Genomic DNA, 17,171 nt, shown 5'->3' with positions numbered 1-17,171 from the left:
GGTGCAAACCCTACACAAACCCTACATTGAACTATACATTGAGTCGTTTCAAACCCTACACAAAAACTATACATGAAAGCCTACACCGCCACACGAACCCTACACAAAAACTATACACAAAAGCCTACACCGCAACCCTACATTGCAACGGCACGCAATTCTACTTAGGAGCGCACCTAGGAAAAACTAGGAGCGCACCTAGGAAAAACTAGGAGCGCACCTAAGAAAAACTAGGAGCGCACCTAGGAAAAACTAGGAGCGCACCCGGTTAAAATTTGCCTTCCTCAAATTTTTATTTGCCTTCCTCAAATTTTTATTTGCCTTCCTCAAATTTTTATTTGCCTTCCTCAAATTTTTCTTTCCCTTCCTCAAATTTTTCTTTCCCTTCCCCTAGTTCTTCTTAGCCTTCCCCTAGTTTTTCTTAGCCTTCCCCTAGTTTTTCTTAGCCTTCCCATAGTTTTTCTTAGCCTTCCCCTAGTTTTAATTAGGTACGCTCCTAAGTAAAACTGCGCGCCGATGTAATGTAGGGTTTGTGTTCCCGTTCGTGTAGGGTTCGCACTCCGTTTTGTGTAGGGTTTGCGCACCGTTTTGTGTAGGGTTTGCACTCCGTTTTGTGTAGGGTTTTGAACGCCTTAGTGTATAGTTAATGTATAGTTTGTGTATAGTTTGAAGCACAAACTATACATTGCGTAATACGCGGATAATCAGAGGAATAAAGAACAAAATGTAGGGTTTGTGTATAGTTTGAAGAGTTTTTTTGTTTCCCCTTTAATTTACGTATAGTGTAGTGTCAAGGTGTGTCGCAATACAACGATTGTTGTCCGGTGGAAGTTTCGCTGAGAAAAACAAACCAAAACTTTACCGGGCAGCAATGATTTCAAAAAAACTGCACCGTGAAACGTGTCACGATGCAGCCTTCTGTGTTCAGTGTGTGTTCGTTGTTTGCGACTTGTCTCGCTCTCTCCTCAGGGCGAGAGTCGGGAAGCGCGAATCGTCAGGGACGAATCAGTTTTTGTCCTCCTTCGGTGACGCAGACTCCGCGAGTGGCTTTGCCGGTTTGGCGACCTTGAAGGTCATAGAGTTTGCCGGAGTTGGTGCGCGTTTCGGTTGTGGTCGACTGGATGCCCGAGAGGATGTTCGTTTTCTCAAAAGTCCAAATGGAGGCGCCCCAAGCCTTCGGTTTCAGCAAGACGTAGTTCCACGCGTTTGGGTTGGTGTACCAACTCGTTTCTCCACCGGGCGCGAGGATGTTGATGCCCGTTTGTCCTTCGTCACAGGTGTTTTCCATCAGCGTCCAGGAAGTGGGGTTCGCACCGAGTTTCACCTTGGTGTCGGCGTTGGATGAAGTCACGCAGGCAGCGGTGCCGGTGGCTTTGTTGAAGAGGCAGATGGTGTTGTCTGCGTTCTTCTTGATGGTCCAAAGGAATCCTTCGTCGTCCGCCACGAGAGTCTTGGGTTGGACTTCGCCGGTGCTGACGCCTTTGGCGTATTGCGCGGTGAAGTAGGCGTTCCGGATGCGGTAGAGATAGGCTTCGTCGAGCATGTCCACGGGCGAGGTGGTGGGGTAGGCGAGGAAGCGGTTGTAAATCTCCACGTACGCCAGATAAGTCTCCTCGCTGACCGTTTCAGCCGAAGCCAGTTCCGTTTTTGCCGGCGTGATGAGTTCCTGTTTCAAGAAATCAAGTGCTTCCTCGGTCGGCTCGCCCATCTTGCCCGGTTGTGTTCTGAGCACGGTCAGTTCTGCCTTGTTCAGCAGTCCTTCCAGTTGTGCGCGGAAGTCCGTCACTTTAACGATGCGCCAGGTGCCTTGATAGTAAGGCGCGTAACTGTTGTATGCCTTTGCATAGCCCGTGCAGTCAGCGAAGAGTCGGCGCACGTTGGTGGTGCCGGCAGTTTCGACGGCGGAGAGGACGAGCGTGCCGGGAATGTAGGTTGCGGCAGCGTCAAGCGCGGTCGGTGTGGCGATGGTCAGTGTGGTTCCGGCGTCGGTCAGCGAAGCATTGGCATTGTAGGTTGCCAGAGTCAGTTCGCTGCCGGACTGCACGTTGCGCACCTTGTAGCCTCCCTCTGCGGACACAAACTGCCAGAGTTCTTCGGGCTCCGTCTGCGGCGTGTAGTGGAAGCGCACGGTTTGGTTGTCCTTGGCGTAGAGCGTGGAGCCCTCGTATTGTGCCTTATAATAGGAAGAAGCAGACACGATTTGGTAAGTCTTTCCAGCCTCGGGCATTGCCACGGGTGCTTGTTTGTAGGTTGTGAGCGCGTTTTGCAGCGCGGCGAGCGGCGCCGTTTTGTCTTCGGCGTTGCGGAGCGCGTCGGCTGCTGCTTTGAGTGCGTCCCATGCGGCTTGGCTCGGGTGTCCGACGCAACCCGGGCGGGCTGCCTGCAAGAGGGCGTCAGCCTGTGCAAGTGCGGCTTCTTCGTCGGTTTGCGGTGTCGGCTCGATGTAGTGGCGAGCGTAGGTCAGTCCCATGCGGTCCAAAATCTCGTCGTGACTTTGCAGACGGGCGTAGAAACTGCTCCATTGCTTTTTTGCCTGCGGCAGCCAGCCCGTTTCGCTCAGCGCCAGCATGCGCGGCAGCAACTGATATTCCAACTCGATGGAATCGTTGCAGGTCTCCGTCCAAAGGTTTCCTTGCACGCCGAGGCAGAAGTCTTCGCGACCTCCGAGGGAAGCAACGGGGTTGAGATTGTAGGCACTCTCCACCGAGTTCACCCAGTTCTCGCCCCAACCGCCTTGGTAGGGTTCGTCAACGAAGCGCTTCTCGGGGGGAGCCTGATAGAAGTCAAGATAGAGGCTCTGATAGGGCACGACGATGCTCTTCAGACCGTAGTCCGCCGCCGTTGCGCTTTTGTTGATGTGATTCCACGCCATGATGACCGGTTGCACCGTGTTCGCGGCGTTCCAGTGGCTCAGCAGTTCGTCCCAGACGACGAGGTCTTTGCCGTATTCCTGCTTCAGCCATGTGCCGAGTTGCTCGACGAGCCAGGATTGCAGTTCGTTCACTCCGCCGAGCCCTTCTTCCTCCACGCGGCGCAGACAGTCCGCATTCGTTGCCCACTGGTCCGTGGGGCATTCGTCGCCGCCGATGTGAACGTATTGATAGGGGAACACCTCGGCAATGTGACCGAGCACACAGCGCAGGAAGTCAAGCACTTCGTCCTTTCCGATGTTCAACACGTCCTTCGAGATGCCGCCGTCGATGCGCACGGCATATTCCTTTGACGGGTCGCAGGAAAGCAGTTCGGGATAGGAAGTGACGGCAGCCACCATGTGTCCCGGCAGGTCAATCTCGGGAATGATTTCGATGTGGCGCGCCTTGGCGTAAGCCACAATCTCGCGAAGGTCGTCCAGTGAGAACCAAAGTCCGCGACCGTATTCCGTGTCGTCAAAGAACTTGGATGCACCTCCCGCGTTGGTGAACGAACCGGCGCGGATGCTGCCGACTTCGGTCAAGCGCGGATATTCCGGAATCTCAATGCGCCATCCCTGGTCGTCGGTGAGATGCCAGTGGAAGCGGTTGAGTTTATAGGAAGCCATGACGTCAAGCACGCGTTTGATTTCTGCCTTTGAGAAGAAGTGGCGCGCCACGTCCAGCATGAAACCGCGGTGGGAGAACTGCGGCTGGTCGGCAATCTGCACGAAGGGCAGCGACCAGTCAGCGCCGGGGTCAGCCGTCGTGCCGTAGATGGCATTGGGAAGAAGTTGCTTGAGCGTCTGCAAAGCGTAGAAGAAACCGGTGGAGTCGGCAGACGCGATTTGCACGCCGGTTTCGTTGATGTCGAGGGTGTAGGCTTCGTGTGCCAACGCCGGATTCACGGTCAGGCTGATGCCGGATGCTGTTCCCGAAGTTGAAACCGTCAGCGCGATGCCCGAGGCATTCTTCAGACGGTCGGCAAAGTCTTTACAATGTTTCAGCGCGGCTTCATCGGCGCAGGCGATGCCTTGCAGCGCACTGAGGGCGAGGCGTCCCGTTCCCATCTTGATGGACTGCGGATAGGGGATGAGAGCGGCCTTCGGGAGATAGTACTGATAGTCCTCCTCGCTGAGGAATCTCACGGGTTGGTTCTGGTCGCTGCGGTCATTCCAGAGTCCGAGTGTGACGCCGACTCCGGCGCCGCCCCATTGGTTCATGAAGACCGCCTTGTTGGCAGCGGGGGAGAGCACGAAACCGTCGGCATAGGTCGTGTTCGTCGTGGTTTGGATGACGAAGAGCGTGGCAGTTGAGGAAGGCGCGGCGGCAGAGCGGAACTTGCCTTCCTTGGCAGTCGTGGTTACGTAGAGTTTCTGACCGGAGCGGCTGATGAGTTCATAGCCCGTCGTGTTGTCGCCCACGAGTTTCCAGAACTGAGCGTCGCTGCCGTCGAGTGCGGCGGTTTTCACCTCAGCGCCGTCGGCTTGTGCTTCCAGCACGTTGTTGCCGTTGAGAAACTGGATGAGATACCACACCTCCTTCTCTTCATCGCTTGCCACCGGCAGGTCGGCGGCACGGGCGGAGAAGAAGGCGAGAATAGCAAACAGAAGAGGGAGAAATTTCTGTTTCATGGATGATGAGGTTTAGGTGATATGAAATAAGTTTGAGAAATGTGATTCGGAAAATCATGCCGGAGGTAATCTTAACGCATTACCTCTTTGCTGATGCGGCAAATGTACGAAAAAAACTTTTTTGCCGTGGAAACGGTGGTTGTGGTTTTATGCGGCGAAACAAAAACACCGTTCCGAGCGGAGGGCGCGGAACGGTGGTAGATTTTTTGATTGGAAAGTGAACCGGCTTAGGGTTGGACGACGGTGTCATAGACGGGCGGCGTCTCTACTCCATGCTTGGAAAATGTTTCTGCAATGAAAGCCTGCTGAGCGGCGTCAATGTCTTTTTCTCCGTTTTTCAGACGATAATAAAGTCCTTTGCCGAAATGGGCGACTAAGTCCTGTTTGATGGCTGAAGCCACGGAAGTGCTGACTTCATCATAGATGTTGGTCATTCCTCTGACCACGGTGGCGTCAGTCCGGTTTGAGTTGTGTTCGTTCATTTGTTTATTGAATTAAAGTCGTGGCGAAATTACGAAAAACCTTGTGATATTTCCTCGTTTTCTTTCAAGAAGTTTGGCGTGCGAGGCTGCGAGTGCAGGTTTTGGGAACTATTTGAAGGGGTGTTCTACAAATTAGGTTGAGTTGTTTTTTGATTTCTTAGAGATGAACTTTTGTCAGTTGAGGAAGGAGCATAGCGGGCTATGTGACTGACGAAACTTACAAAAGGGCGCGCTAAGAAACGAAAAGCGACCAAAACGTAAGCACTTTCTTTTGAACGTTCCTTATCCCGTAATTTATAGAACACCCCTAAAACGTTTGAGCAGGAAAGACGGGGAGATTCGCAGATAGAACCCAAAGGAATAGTTGAACGTGTTCTTGTCCGACATTTCTCCTTCATAAGGCTGGTGGAAGCGGTTGCGAAGCAGTTGTCGAAGTTCTGCGTGAACGCCCCAGGCAAAACCCTTGCCCAAGGGTGCGGCATAGTCTCCCCGAAAAATGAAAAAACGCGGGGAAGAGTAGGTGAGGGAAGGGTCGTCCACGCTGAAGGAATTGTACATCGGATTGCCAAACAGACTGGCGAAGTGATGACAGAGCCAATAACCTGCCGTCAAACGAAGCCCATCGTAGCAGCCCGTCACGCGGGAGTAGAAACCATAGCCTTCGTCAAAAGGATAGATGTCGCCGTCCGTCTGTGAAAAGAGCAGTCCCGTGGCTTCAACTTCCAACGCCGCAGGCTTCTTCGCTGCAAACGGGATGCGCACGGCAGCGCCGGCGGCGGCGTTGAAGGCGGTGCGAACCGAACGATCCGGATTTTGGGTGTCAAGTTCTCCGCCGCGATGACGAAACACCAGTTGAAGCGGCAAAGACCACTGCACGCGTGCTTTGCGGCGGGAGGGTTTGAAACGGGCAGAGAGTCCGTAAGTCAGTGCCTCCTGGTGTGCGTCGTTCTTGAAAATGAAGTTCTCCCAATTCACCCAAGTCTCTGCTTCAAGATAGGATTCCTTAAAACCTATCTGTAAACCTGCCTCCGGGTCGGCGGTGAGATTCAGTTCTTCGTCGTAGAGCGGCTCCACCAATCCGTGCTGACTCTTGCCGCGGAGCGTCCCAATCGTCACGCGTAGCGAAGGAAGCAGTTGAAGTTCACCGCGAAAAATCGGTACGCAGTGAAAACCGTGACCAATCTTGCTGCTTGAAGCGTCAGGCAGCGTCAGATAGTAGGCGGTAGGATAGCGGTTCGTCCCCCAATATTTCAAAAGATGGGCGCCTGCTTCCACGCGGAGGTTCTTCAGCGGCTGATAGGAAACGGTCGGCGCGAGGAAGAAACCGGGGAGCGTGTAGCCGTTGCTGAAACTGCTCGCATACTCGTCATCGCGGAAAAAGTTGAGGTTTTCAATGTGCAAGCGAAGTTCTCCCTTGCCTGCCTCGGTCAGACTGTCGTTTTGAAAGTAGAGCAAAGAGTCCGATTGCGCGACAGCGAATGACGGCGCAAACATACCTATATATATAATAAGGAGTGCAGAGGGGAAAAAACGTGGCATTTTGGGAAAACGGAACTACATGGGCGATGTGTTTGCGACGCTTCAGACGGCGTGGCGGAGCAACGCGACGCCGCGGCGGGCAAACCGAGTGCAAAAGTAGAAAAAGAAAAAGTGACAAACAAACCTTCCGGTGTTCAATCCGACAAGCCAGAGTCCAACGAAGTCTCAGCCAGAGTCCAACGAAGTCTCAGTCAGAGTCCGACGAAGTCTCAGCGATGCGTTCTCAAGTTGCGCCGATAGGGTCTCAGCCAGAGTCCGACGAAGTCTCAGCGATACAATTCCGGACGCAATCTTGACGCGCTCCCCGAAGCCTCCTTTTTCGACTTTTTTTGCTTGTCGTTTGCCCGCACATTCTCTTGTCAAAAGTTCAAATATTCCTCCTTCATCTCATTCCTCGCGTGAGCGAATACGGAGCGAATGAGAAAAAACTTTGGTTTTTAGGCATTCAGAGCGTTGGTGTTTCCGTAAAAAGTTTGTAACTTTGCCGCTCGAATGGGGCAGTGTGCGCTGCCTCCTCCTGAAAGATAACAACAAAAATAATATATAACAAATTAAAAATCAACCAAATGCCTACTATTCAACAATTAGTAAGAAAGGGCAGAAACGTAGCGGCAGACAAGAGTAAGTCTCCTGCGTTGGATTCATGTCCTCAGCGTCGCGGCGTTTGTGTGCGTGTGTACACAACAACCCCGAAAAAACCTAACTCCGCCATGCGTAAGGTGGCTCGTGTGCGTCTGACTAACTCCAAGGAGGTGAACTCCTACATTCCCGGAGAAGGTCACAACTTGCAGGAACACAGCATCGTGCTCGTTCGCGGTGGTCGTGTGAAAGACCTCCCCGGTGTACGTTATCACATCGTTCGTGGTACGCTTGATACTGCCGGCGTTGCCAACCGCACCCAGCGTCGTTCTAAGTATGGCGCAAAGCGTCCTAAAGCCGCTAAGAAGTAAAAATAACTTGGTTTGCACAAAGGTTGAGTAAGTGTTCCTGCGTGAGCGCTGAAGCGAACTGAATGCAGCCCTAACAAAACCAATTTTTTTAAACAATGAGAAAAGCAAAGCCTAAAAAGCGGATCGTTTTGCCCGATCCCGTGTTCGGAGACCAGAAGGTTTCCAAGTTTGTGAACCACCTGATGTATGATGGCAAGAAGTCCATCGCCTATGACATCTTCTACAACGCACTCGAAATTGTTGGCGAGAAGATGCAGGACCAGGAAAAGAGCGCGCTCGAAATCTGGAAAACCGCTCTTGACAAGATTACTCCGCAAGTCGAAGTGAAGAGCCGTCGAATCGGTGGTGCAACTTTCCAAGTTCCTACTGAAATCCGTCCGGATCGCAAAGAGTCCGTTTCCATGAAGAATATGATTAACTACGCTCGCAAACGCGGCGGAAAGACCATGGCAGGCAAACTGGCTGCTGAAATCATGGATGCTTACAACGAGCAGGGTGGTGCCTACAAACGTAAGGAAGATATGCACCGCATGGCTGAAGCCAACCGTGCTTTCGCTCACTTCAGATTCTAATCTTATCGAGTTAAAACAAAATGGCAAAGCAAGACTTACACCTGACTCGTAACATCGGTATCATGGCGCACATCGATGCCGGTAAAACCACCACTTCCGAACGTATCCTCTTCTACACCGGTAAAACTCACAAAATTGGTGAAGTGCACGACGGTGGCGCAACCATGGACTGGATGGCGCAAGAGCAGGAACGCGGTATCACCATCACCTCCGCTGCAACTACCGCCTACTGGACTTGGAACGGAAATAAGTATAAGTTCAATTTGATTGATACTCCGGGACACGTGGACTTCACCGCAGAGGTGGAACGTTCTCTTCGTGTGCTTGACGGTGCCGTGGCTACCTACTGCGCAGTCGGTGGCGTGGAACCTCAGTCTGAGACCGTTTGGCGTCAGGCAGACAAATACAATGTGCCTCGTATCGGTTACGTCAACAAGATGGACCGCTCCGGCGCAGACTTCTTTGAAGTAGTTCGTCAGATGAAAGACGTCCTCGGCGCAACTCCCTGTGTCATCTCCGTGCCCATCGGTGCTGAAGAGAAGTTCAAGGGCATCGTGGACCTCATCCGCATGAAAGCCATCCTCTGGCACGATGAGACCATGGGCGCTGAATACGACGTGGAAGAGATTCCCGCTGAACTCAAAGACGAGTGCGAAGAATGGCGCGGCAAAATGATTGAACTCGCTGCTGAGCAGGACGAAGCCCTCATGGAAAAATACTTTGAGGACCCCGACAGTCTCACCGAAGAAGAAATCATCGCTGCCATCCGTAAGGGAACCCTCGCACTTGACATCGTCCCCATGACTTGCGGTTCTTCCTTCAAGAACAAGGGCGTTCAGACCTTGCTTGACTATGTCTGCATGTTCTTGCCCTCTCCGCTTGACACTCCCGCCATCGTTGGTACCAACCCCGATACCGGCGAAGAAGAGGACCGCAAGCCCAGCGAAGACGAAAAGACCGCAGCCCTCGCGTTCAAGATTGCTACCGACCCCTATGTTGGTCGTCTGACTTTCTTCCGCGTGTATTCCGGTAAAGTGGAAGCCGGTTCTTATATCTACAACGTACGCTCTGGCAAGAAGGAACGTGTTTCCCGTTTGTTCCAAATGCACTCCAACCACCAGAACCCCGTTGAAGTCATCGGCGCCGGTGACATCGGTGCAGGCGTAGGTTTCAAAGACATTCACACCGGTGACACGCTTTGCGACGAAGATGCACCCATCGTACTCGAGTCCATGGACTTCCCCGATCCCGTTATCGGTATCGCCGTAGAACCCAAAACTCAGAAAGACCTCGACAAACTTTCTCAAGGTCTCGCCAAGTTGGCTGAAGAAGACCCGACCTTCACCGTCAAGACTGACGAACAGAGCGGTCAGACAGTCATCTCCGGTATGGGTGAACTTCACCTCGACATCATCATCGACCGTCTGAAGCGCGAGTTCAAGGTGGAATGTAATCAGGGCAAGCCTCAGGTGAACTACAAAGAAGCCATCACCAAGACTGTCAACCTCCGCGAGGTTTACAAGAAGCAGTCCGGTGGTCGTGGTAAGTTCGCTGACATCATCGTGAACGTGGGTCCCGTGGACGAAGACTTCAAGGAAGGTGGCCTGCAGTTCGAGAACAAGGTGACCGGTGGTAACATCCCCAAGGAATTCATTCCCTCTGTTCAGAAAGGCTTTGAAAACGCCATGAAGAGCGGTGTCCTCGGTGGCTATCCTCTTGACAGCCTCAAGGTTGAACTTCTTGACGGTTCTTTCCACCCCGTGGACTCTGACCAACTTTCCTTCGAAATTGCCGCTTTGCAGGCATACAAGAATGCTTGCTCTCAGGCAGGTCCCGTCCTCATGGAGCCCATCATGAAACTTGAGGTGGTCACTCCCGAAGAAAACATGGGTGACGTGATTGGTGACTTGAACAAGCGTCGCGGACAGGTGGAAGGCATGGAAAGCAGCCGCAGCGGTGCTCGCATCGTGAAGGCTCAGGTTCCCCTCGCCGAAATGTTCGGTTACGTAACCGCTCTCCGTACCATCACCTCCGGTCGTGCCACCAGTTCCATGCAGTATGACCACCACGCTCCCGTTTCCTCCAGCATCGCTCGTGCCGTGCTCGAAGAAGTCAAGGGTCGCGTAGATCTCATCAAATAAGCAACTATTTTAATCTGCTTCGGCGCGTCGGGAATAACGAATGACTCTTATTCCCGATGGCGCAAAGCAAATACAACAAACACACAAATGAGTCAAAAAATTCGTATCAAACTGAAAAGTTACGACCACACTCTCGTAGAGAAATCTGCCGAGAAGATTGTGAAAAACGTTCGTGCCACAGGTGCTCAGGTGAGCGGACCCATTCCTCTCCCCACCCGCAAGCGCATCATCACCGTGAACCGTTCCACCTTCGTTAACAAGAAGAGCCGCGAACAGTTCCAGATTTCTTCTTACAAGCGTCTCATCGACATCTACAGTTCTACCTCCAAAACCGTAGATGCTTTGATGAAACTTGAATTGCCCTGCGGCGTAGAAGTAGAAATCAAGGTGTAGTTTCTCCTTCTGGCATATCGAAAAAATAGTGTAAAACTCCCTGCAGTCTTTGCGGGGAGTTTTTCTATATATGACCTATAGAAAAAGACGCTTCCTTTTTCTGAATTGACCAATGACTGTTACATATTTCCTCACGTAGAATTATTCTGACAATCATCTTCTTTTTCTTCTATTGTAAGTCCGTAAACTTGCAGCGGTTAACCACAGAGATATATTCAATTTTGCGAACCTATCAAAAGAAGAATATGAAAAAAATTACGTTACTACTTACTTTATGTTTTGCTTTCTCTCAAATAGCACAAGCCTATAAGGAAGTAAAACTGACATTCAACAGAACAGGAGCGGCAGTTTCTACCGTGACCGTAAACGTCGCAGACGAAAGCGGTAGTTCCATCAGCGGAGTTTCAGCCACGTTGGTTTCGGTGAAAAAGAAAGATGGAAGCGCTCTAAATCTCATGATCTCCGGCGGCGCCATCTCCTCTTCCGTCTTGGCACCCGCTGATTACGGCAATGGTTTGAACGATTCCATGGAGTTCCTTTTCCAAATCACAGGGCTTGGTACAGACTTTCTTCTGAATAAAGTCAAGATGGACGTACAAGCAGTGTCGGGTAACGGCGGCATTCAATCTGCGAGTGTACAACGCAATTTCACTTTTTCTGTGAAGACCGGTGCTACAGCCGAAACGCTCACAGACTTTGCAAGTGTGAGCGGTGATATCAACAAAAATCCAGAAATCTTTTCCGAATGGACGTTGCTGGGAAAAGGCACAGGCAGTGGTACGCTTTTTGTCAGCGTGAAACTGACAAAGAATGTGGATCTCGGTTGCTATGCCTCCTTGCGTTCCGTGTCGCTTGTCAAGCCCTACAGCGTCAATCTCTCCTCCACAGCCAACGTCAACAACGTCGCCACCTTCAGTGCGAACGAAAGAGTGGAAGTTTCAAACGACGTGTCAGTGTGCACCGTCACCGTCTCCGGCGACAAAGCCACGCTTCATGCCACTTCTTCCAATGCCGTTCCCGCCAATCAAGGCGTCATCTTGAGAAGTTCCACCGCCACTTCTGCCACGCTCTATGCTGTGAACGCGACGGCAGAGCAGACCAACACAGAACTTACAGAATTCACCAATAATCGTTTGCAACCTCAAGTTGAAGCCGGACGCCCGGAAGACGACGGGGAGAACACATTCTACGTCTTCACCAAGGACACCGAGAACAACGCTGTCTTCAAGTTGCTTGATATTTCCGGGTCACACTTTGCTGCCAACAAAGCCTACCTCTCCGTCCCCGCAGGCAGTCGCTCCATCCTTCGTCTCGGGTCGGATGATGTGCAGACCGGCATCTCCTTTGAATCAGTTTCTGAAAACGAGAACCAGCCCGAACTCTACGACCTCTTCGGAAGAAAAGTAGCGAAAGCCGTTCCTGGCAAAATCTACGTGAAAGGCGGTAAGAAATTTCTTGCAAAATAAAAACATAATAAACTAAAGAGATGAACAAGAAAACATACATTGCTCCTCAAGCGGAGTTTATTCAGATTGAGTCGGAAGGCATGCTTGCTGCCAGTAACGAAGTGACCATCAGCAATGACCCCAATGACATGGAATCCGGTAGTAATTCCCTTTCCGACAAGCGAGGTTCTTGGAACAGCGAACTTTGGGCAAACTGATGCCATGTTTCGTACTTCCCTCGGTCTCCACAGTCTCAAGTGGAGTGTGTAGAACGAACCGTTTTTGAGGTTATTCTCACTCAGGTTTTACTCATAATTAGTTTCTTTATTCAGGAGGTGGCATCAACGTGTCACCTCTTTTTTTGCGCTTTGCTTTCCATCAGTCTCTACACTAAACCCTACACACGATTTACATAAGACTTTACCCTAAACTCAACACAGTGATTCAGCACAAGTCTCTAATAAACTCTACACTCTGTTTTCAACATGATTCGGATGGAACGAATGACACAAATTGTCCAGCATTTTATGTGAAAGACTCCAACAATTTTGAGCCATTTTTCAGCGATTCGGCATTAACATTTTTAACCTTCGGGAACACTTTCTGCCTCCCAATTTTGCCTACTCGGCGCATAGTTTTACTTTCCCTTCCTCAAATTTAAATTAGAGGAAGGCAAATTTAAATTAGGGGAAGGCAAATTTTTTCCAGATGCGCTCCCAGATCCCCCGTTTTTAAAGGGAAAGTGACGAAAAAAGGGAGGAGCCGAGGCTCCTCCCATATCTCTGTACAAATATAATACTTTTCATCGCCAAAAGCAAGAAGTGTTAAAACCGAAAAACCGCCTTGGGTGTGGAAAAAATCCGGCAGTATCCTCTTCCGCCATTATATATATAATATTGTGTGGTCGTGAAGTCATGTGGCCCCATTCCGAGTTCGCTCTTTGCTGCTCTTTGCTGCTCTTTGCTGCTTTTTTCTCGTTTTCTGTTTGCTTTTTTCTCGTTTTCTGCTTGCTCCAGTTCGCTTTTCCCGCTTTTAAACCATTAAGAATCAAAAAAAGAGGGCGTTTTATTTGGAGTGAATGAAAAAATGCTTACCTTTGCACTCCGAAAAAGTAGGAAACGTCAGATAACTGCTTTGTTTTGAAGGCTTTTATGCCGCGGTTAGCAATAACCTTCCGACCCTTCCGCTTCTGCGGTTCTGGGCGACGGAGAAGAAAATAAATCTTTTTCAATAATAATATAAGACTGAAATGCCAGGATTATTAGGTAAAAAAATCGGAATGACTTCCGTGTTCAGTGCCGAGGGTAAAAATGTACCATGCACTGTTATCGAAGTAGGTCCTTGCGTCGTGACGCAGATTAAGACTGTCGAGAAAGATGGCTATGCAGCCGTTCAACTTGGTTTCCAAGATGCCAAGGAGAAGAACACCACCGCCCCCATGATGGGACACTTCAAAAAGGCTGGTGTGACTCCCAAGCGTCACTTGGCTGAATTCAAGGGATTTGACCAAGAGTTGAATCTCGGCGACACGCTCACAGTTGAACTGTTCAACGATGCGACTTACGTAGATGTTATTGGCACTTCCAAAGGTAAGGGTTTCCAAGGCGTTGTGAAGCGTCACGGATTCGGTGGTGTCGGTCAAAGCACTCACGGTCAGGATGACCGTCTGCGCAAGCCCGGTTCCATCGGTGCATGTTCTTATCCCGCCAAAGTTTTCAAAGGTCTTCGCATGGCCGGACAAATGGGTAACGAACGTGTCACCACGCAAAACCTGAAAGTGTTAAAGGTAATTCCTGAACACAATCTCCTTCTCATCAAGGGTTCTGTGGCAGGATGCAAAGGTTCAATCTTGATAATTGAGAAGTAAGCAATGGAAGTTAGTGTATTCAATATTAAAGGAGAAGACACCGGACGTAAGGTTACGCTTGCTGACAGTGTATTTGGCATTGAGCCGAACGATCATGTGATTTATCTTGACGTGAAGCGTTATCTCGCTGCACAGCGTCAGGGAACTGCAAAGTCAAAAGAAAGAAGCGAACTGAGCGGCTCTACTCGCAAACTCGGTCGTCAGAAAGGTGGCGGCGGCGCTCGTCGTGGTGACATCAACTCTCCCGTGTTGGTGGGTGGTGCTCGCGTGTTTGGTCCCAAACCCCGCAACTACAGCATCAAACTGAACAAGAAAGTGAAAGCTCTCGCTCGTCGCAGCGCTCTCAGCTATAAAGTTCAAGACAATGCACTCGTGGTGGTTGAAGACTTTACTTTCGACGCTCCCAAGACCAAATCTTTCTTGGAAATCGTGAATAATTTCAAGGCAGGCGACAAAAAATTCCTTATGGTTTTGCCGGGTGCAGACAAAAATGTATATTTGTCAGCTCGCAATTTGCCCAAAGCAAAAGTTGCCATCGCCTCTGACCTCCACACCTACGGCATCCTTGACGCCGGTCTCGTGGTTGTCACTGAAAATGCACTCTCTCAGATAGAGTCAGTCTTAACGAAGTAATTTAGAAGTTTAGTAGAATTATGGCATACATCATCAAACCCATCGTCACCGAGAAGATGACAGGGATTACCGAAAAACTGAATCAGTTCGGATTCATCGTACGTCCTGAGGCTAACAAACTTCAGATTAAAAATGAAGTTGAGGCTTTGTATAACGTGAACGTTGTCAGCGTGAACACCATGAAATACGCCGGCAAAAACAAGTCTCGTTACACCCGCTCAGGTCTTGTGAAAGGTCGCACCAACGCCTTCAAGAAAGCAATCGTCACTTTGAAAGAAGGTGAAACTATCGATTTTTATAGCAATATCTAAATAAATGGCAGTACGTAAATTTAAGCCCACTACACCGGGGCAGAGACACAAGATTATTGGTACGTTCGAAGAGATTACTGCATCCGTACCAGAAAAATCTCTCGTTTGCGGTAAACTTTCCACCGGCGGTCGCAACAACACCGGTAAGATGACCATGCGCTATCTCGGCGGCGGTCACAAAAGAAAGTATCGTTTCATCGACTTCAAAAGAGAGAAAGACGGTGTACCCGCTGTTGTGAAAACCATCGAATACGACCCGAACCGCTCGGCTCGCATCGCATTGCTTTTCTATGCAGACGGTGAAAAACGTTACATTATTGCTCCTAACGGTTTGAAGGTTGGCGACCAGCTCATGTCCGGCGCCGAAGCAGCGCCCGAAGTCGGAAACGCACTTCCCCTTCAAAACATTCCCGTTGGTACTGTGATTCACAACATCGAACTTCGTCCCGGTCAGGGCGCGGTGTTGGTTCGCTCAGCAGGAAACTTCGCACAGCTCACCTCTCGTGAAGGCAAATACTGTGTCATCAAGCTTCCTTCAGGAGAAACTCGTCAAATTCTCAGCGCTTGCAAGGCTACAGTCGGCAGCGTCGGTAACTCCGACCACGCCCTCGAAAGTTCCGGTAAAGCCGGACGCTCTCGCTGGCTCGGTCGCCGTCCTCACAACCGTGGTGTTGTTATGAACCCTGTTGATCACCCGATGGGTGGTGGTGAAGGACGTCAAAGCGGTGGACACCCCCGTTCACGTACCGGCTTGTATGCTAAGGGTCTCAAGACACGTGCACCTAAGAAGCAGTCAAGCAAGTACATAATTGAAAGACGTAAAAAGTAATAAGCACTTAATCTAAGTAGAATTTATGAGTCGTTCTCTTAAAAAAGGTCCTTATATCGCAGTCTCTCTTGAAAAGAAGATTCTTGCCATGAACGAAAGCGGCAAGAAAAATGTGGTTAAAACATGGGCCAGAGCTTCAATGATATCTCCCGACTTCGTCGGACATACTGTTGCAGTTCACAACGGAAACAAATTCATTCCTGTTTATGTCACCGAAAACATGGTCGGACACAAGTTGGGTGAGTTCGCACCCACACGTAAGTTTGGTGGCCATGCCGGTAACAAAAAGAAATAAACAGGTATAACCCAAAAGAAATAAACAAACAAAAATAATGGGAGCAAGAAAAAGATTAGCGGCTGAAAAAAGAAAAGAAGCCCTGAAAACCCAATATTTTGCAAAGTTGCAAAATGTACCTTCTTCCCCACGTAAAATGCGCTATGTAGTGGACATGGTCAGAGGCATGGAAGTCAACCGTGCGCTCGGAACCTTGAGATTCTCCAAAAAAGCCGCCTCCGTGCAGGTTGAGAAACTCCTCCGTTCCGCTATCGCAAACTGGGAACAGAAGAATGACCGTAAGGCTGAAGATGGCGAATTGTTCATCACTAAAATCTTTGTGGACGAAGGCGTTACACTCAAAAGAATGCGTCCTGCACCCCAAGGACGTGGATACAGAATTCGCAAACGTTCAAACCATGTGACTATTTTCGTGGGTACTAAAACAAATGATTAATTCGGTATGGGACAAAAAGTAAATCCAATCAGTAATCGTCTTGGCATCATCCGCGGATGGGACTCCAACTGGTACGGAGGTCGTAGCTTTGGAGAAAATATCCTTGAAGATAGCAAAATTCGTAAATATCTTGATGCCCGTCTGGCAAAAGCCAGTGTTTCTCGTATCGTCATCGAACGTACTCCGAAACTCATCACCATCACAGTTTGCACCTCTCGCCCCGGCATCATCATCGGTAAAGGCGGTCAAGAAGTAGACAAACTCAAAGAAGAACTCAAGAAAATCACCGACAAGGACGTACAGATTAATATCTTCGAAATCAAAAAGCCCGACCTTGATGCTTCTATCGTTGGTAAAAGCATCGCTCGCCAAGTAGAGGGCAAAATCGCCTACCGTCGCGCAATCAAAATGGCTATCGCAAATGCCATGCGCATGGGAGCAGAAGGTATCAAAGTGCAGATCTGCGGTCGTTTGAACGGAGCTGAAATGGCACGCAAAGAGATGTTCAAAGAAGGAAGAACCCCTCTCCACACTCTCCGTGCTGACATTGACTACTGTCAGTGTGAAGCTTTGACAAAAGTAGGTATCCTCGGTATCAAAGTCTGGATCTGCCGCGGCGAAGTTTATGGCAAACGCGACCTGGCACCCAACTTTACACAAGAAAAGGATGCACGCGGAGGATTCGGCAACAACGGCCGCAAATTCCGCAACAAGAGAAACAGTAACCGCTAAAAC

At 50.1% G+C, this 17,171-nt stretch carries 16 protein-coding genes; 13 read left to right on the top strand and 3 right to left on the bottom strand.

The features are described from left to right. Positions 1–994: 994 nt before the first annotated feature. The 3 genes from I6E40_RS02710 to I6E40_RS02700 form a co-directional block, all read right to left on the bottom strand. Positions 995–4,543 carry a beta-N-acetylhexosaminidase gene (locus tag I6E40_RS02710; protein WP_235385326.1) on the bottom strand — a complete coding sequence of 1,183 codons (3,549 nt, stop codon included), beginning with the start codon at positions 4,541–4,543 and terminating at the stop codon, positions 995–997. A gap of 227 nt (positions 4,544–4,770) precedes the next feature. Beyond that, positions 4,771–5,025, bottom strand: a complete 255-nt coding sequence (locus I6E40_RS02705; RefSeq protein ID WP_235385325.1) for a DUF6078 family protein — start codon at positions 5,023–5,025, stop codon at positions 4,771–4,773. 294 nt (positions 5,026–5,319) lie between these two features. Further along, the gene (locus I6E40_RS02700) at positions 5,320–6,480 is read right to left on the bottom strand and encodes a hypothetical protein (protein WP_235385323.1); all 1,161 of its coding nucleotides are present in this window, start codon (positions 6,478–6,480) and stop codon (positions 5,320–5,322) included. A 650-nt stretch (positions 6,481–7,130) separates the two neighbouring features. Between I6E40_RS02700 and rpsL the strand changes: the two genes are divergently transcribed. From rpsL to rpsC, 13 genes are all read left to right on the top strand, one after another. Further along, a complete protein-coding gene (gene rpsL / locus I6E40_RS02695) occupies positions 7,131–7,514 on the top strand; it encodes a 30S ribosomal protein S12 (protein WP_177875436.1) in 384 nt (127 codons plus the stop codon). Positions 7,515–7,609: 95 nt separating this feature from the next. Then, positions 7,610–8,086 carry a 30S ribosomal protein S7 gene (rpsG, locus tag I6E40_RS02690; RefSeq protein ID WP_235385322.1) on the top strand — a complete coding sequence of 159 codons (477 nt, stop codon included), beginning with the start codon at positions 7,610–7,612 and terminating at the stop codon, positions 8,084–8,086. A gap of 20 nt (positions 8,087–8,106) precedes the next feature. Beyond that, positions 8,107–10,227 (top strand): elongation factor G, encoded by a 2,121-nt coding sequence (fusA, locus tag I6E40_RS02685; protein WP_235385321.1) that lies wholly within the window; start codon positions 8,107–8,109, stop codon positions 10,225–10,227. Between the two features lie 87 nt (positions 10,228–10,314). Further along, positions 10,315–10,620 (top strand): 30S ribosomal protein S10, encoded by a 306-nt coding sequence (gene rpsJ, locus I6E40_RS02680; protein ID WP_235385320.1) that lies wholly within the window; start codon positions 10,315–10,317, stop codon positions 10,618–10,620. 245 nt (positions 10,621–10,865) lie between these two features. Then, entirely contained in the window at positions 10,866–12,086 is a 1,221-nt protein-coding gene (locus I6E40_RS02675; RefSeq protein WP_235385319.1) for a hypothetical protein, read from the top strand. Positions 12,087–12,106: 20 nt separating this feature from the next. Continuing rightward, entirely contained in the window at positions 12,107–12,283 is a 177-nt protein-coding gene (locus I6E40_RS02670) for a hypothetical protein (RefSeq protein ID WP_235385318.1), read from the top strand. A 1,031-nt stretch (positions 12,284–13,314) separates the two neighbouring features. Beyond that, a complete protein-coding gene (gene rplC / locus I6E40_RS02665; RefSeq protein ID WP_235385316.1) occupies positions 13,315–13,932 on the top strand; it encodes a 50S ribosomal protein L3 in 618 nt (205 codons plus the stop codon). 3 nt (positions 13,933–13,935) lie between these two features. Beyond that, positions 13,936–14,565, top strand: a complete 630-nt coding sequence (gene rplD / locus I6E40_RS02660) for a 50S ribosomal protein L4 (protein ID WP_235385315.1) — start codon at positions 13,936–13,938, stop codon at positions 14,563–14,565. Positions 14,566–14,585: 20 nt separating this feature from the next. Then, on the top strand, positions 14,586–14,876 hold the full coding sequence (rplW, locus tag I6E40_RS02655) for a 50S ribosomal protein L23 (RefSeq protein ID WP_235385314.1): 291 nt from the start codon (positions 14,586–14,588) through the stop codon (positions 14,874–14,876). A gap of 4 nt (positions 14,877–14,880) precedes the next feature. After that, positions 14,881–15,705 (top strand): 50S ribosomal protein L2, encoded by an 825-nt coding sequence (rplB, locus tag I6E40_RS02650; RefSeq protein WP_235385313.1) that lies wholly within the window; start codon positions 14,881–14,883, stop codon positions 15,703–15,705. 25 nt (positions 15,706–15,730) lie between these two features. Continuing rightward, a complete protein-coding gene (gene rpsS, locus I6E40_RS02645; protein WP_022480172.1) occupies positions 15,731–16,000 on the top strand; it encodes a 30S ribosomal protein S19 in 270 nt (89 codons plus the stop codon). A 37-nt stretch (positions 16,001–16,037) separates the two neighbouring features. Then, positions 16,038–16,436, top strand: a complete 399-nt coding sequence (rplV, locus tag I6E40_RS02640; protein WP_235385312.1) for a 50S ribosomal protein L22 — start codon at positions 16,038–16,040, stop codon at positions 16,434–16,436. 6 nt (positions 16,437–16,442) lie between these two features. After that, positions 16,443–17,168 (top strand): 30S ribosomal protein S3, encoded by a 726-nt coding sequence (gene rpsC / locus I6E40_RS02635; protein WP_235385311.1) that lies wholly within the window; start codon positions 16,443–16,445, stop codon positions 17,166–17,168. The last annotated feature ends 3 nt before the right edge of the window (positions 17,169–17,171 follow it).

The sequence above is a fragment of the Prevotellamassilia timonensis genome (assembly GCF_021531665.1).
In the GTDB taxonomy this organism is placed as follows: domain Bacteria; phylum Bacteroidota; class Bacteroidia; order Bacteroidales; family Bacteroidaceae; genus Alloprevotella.
This window is presented reverse-complemented; position numbering and strand designations above follow the sequence as displayed.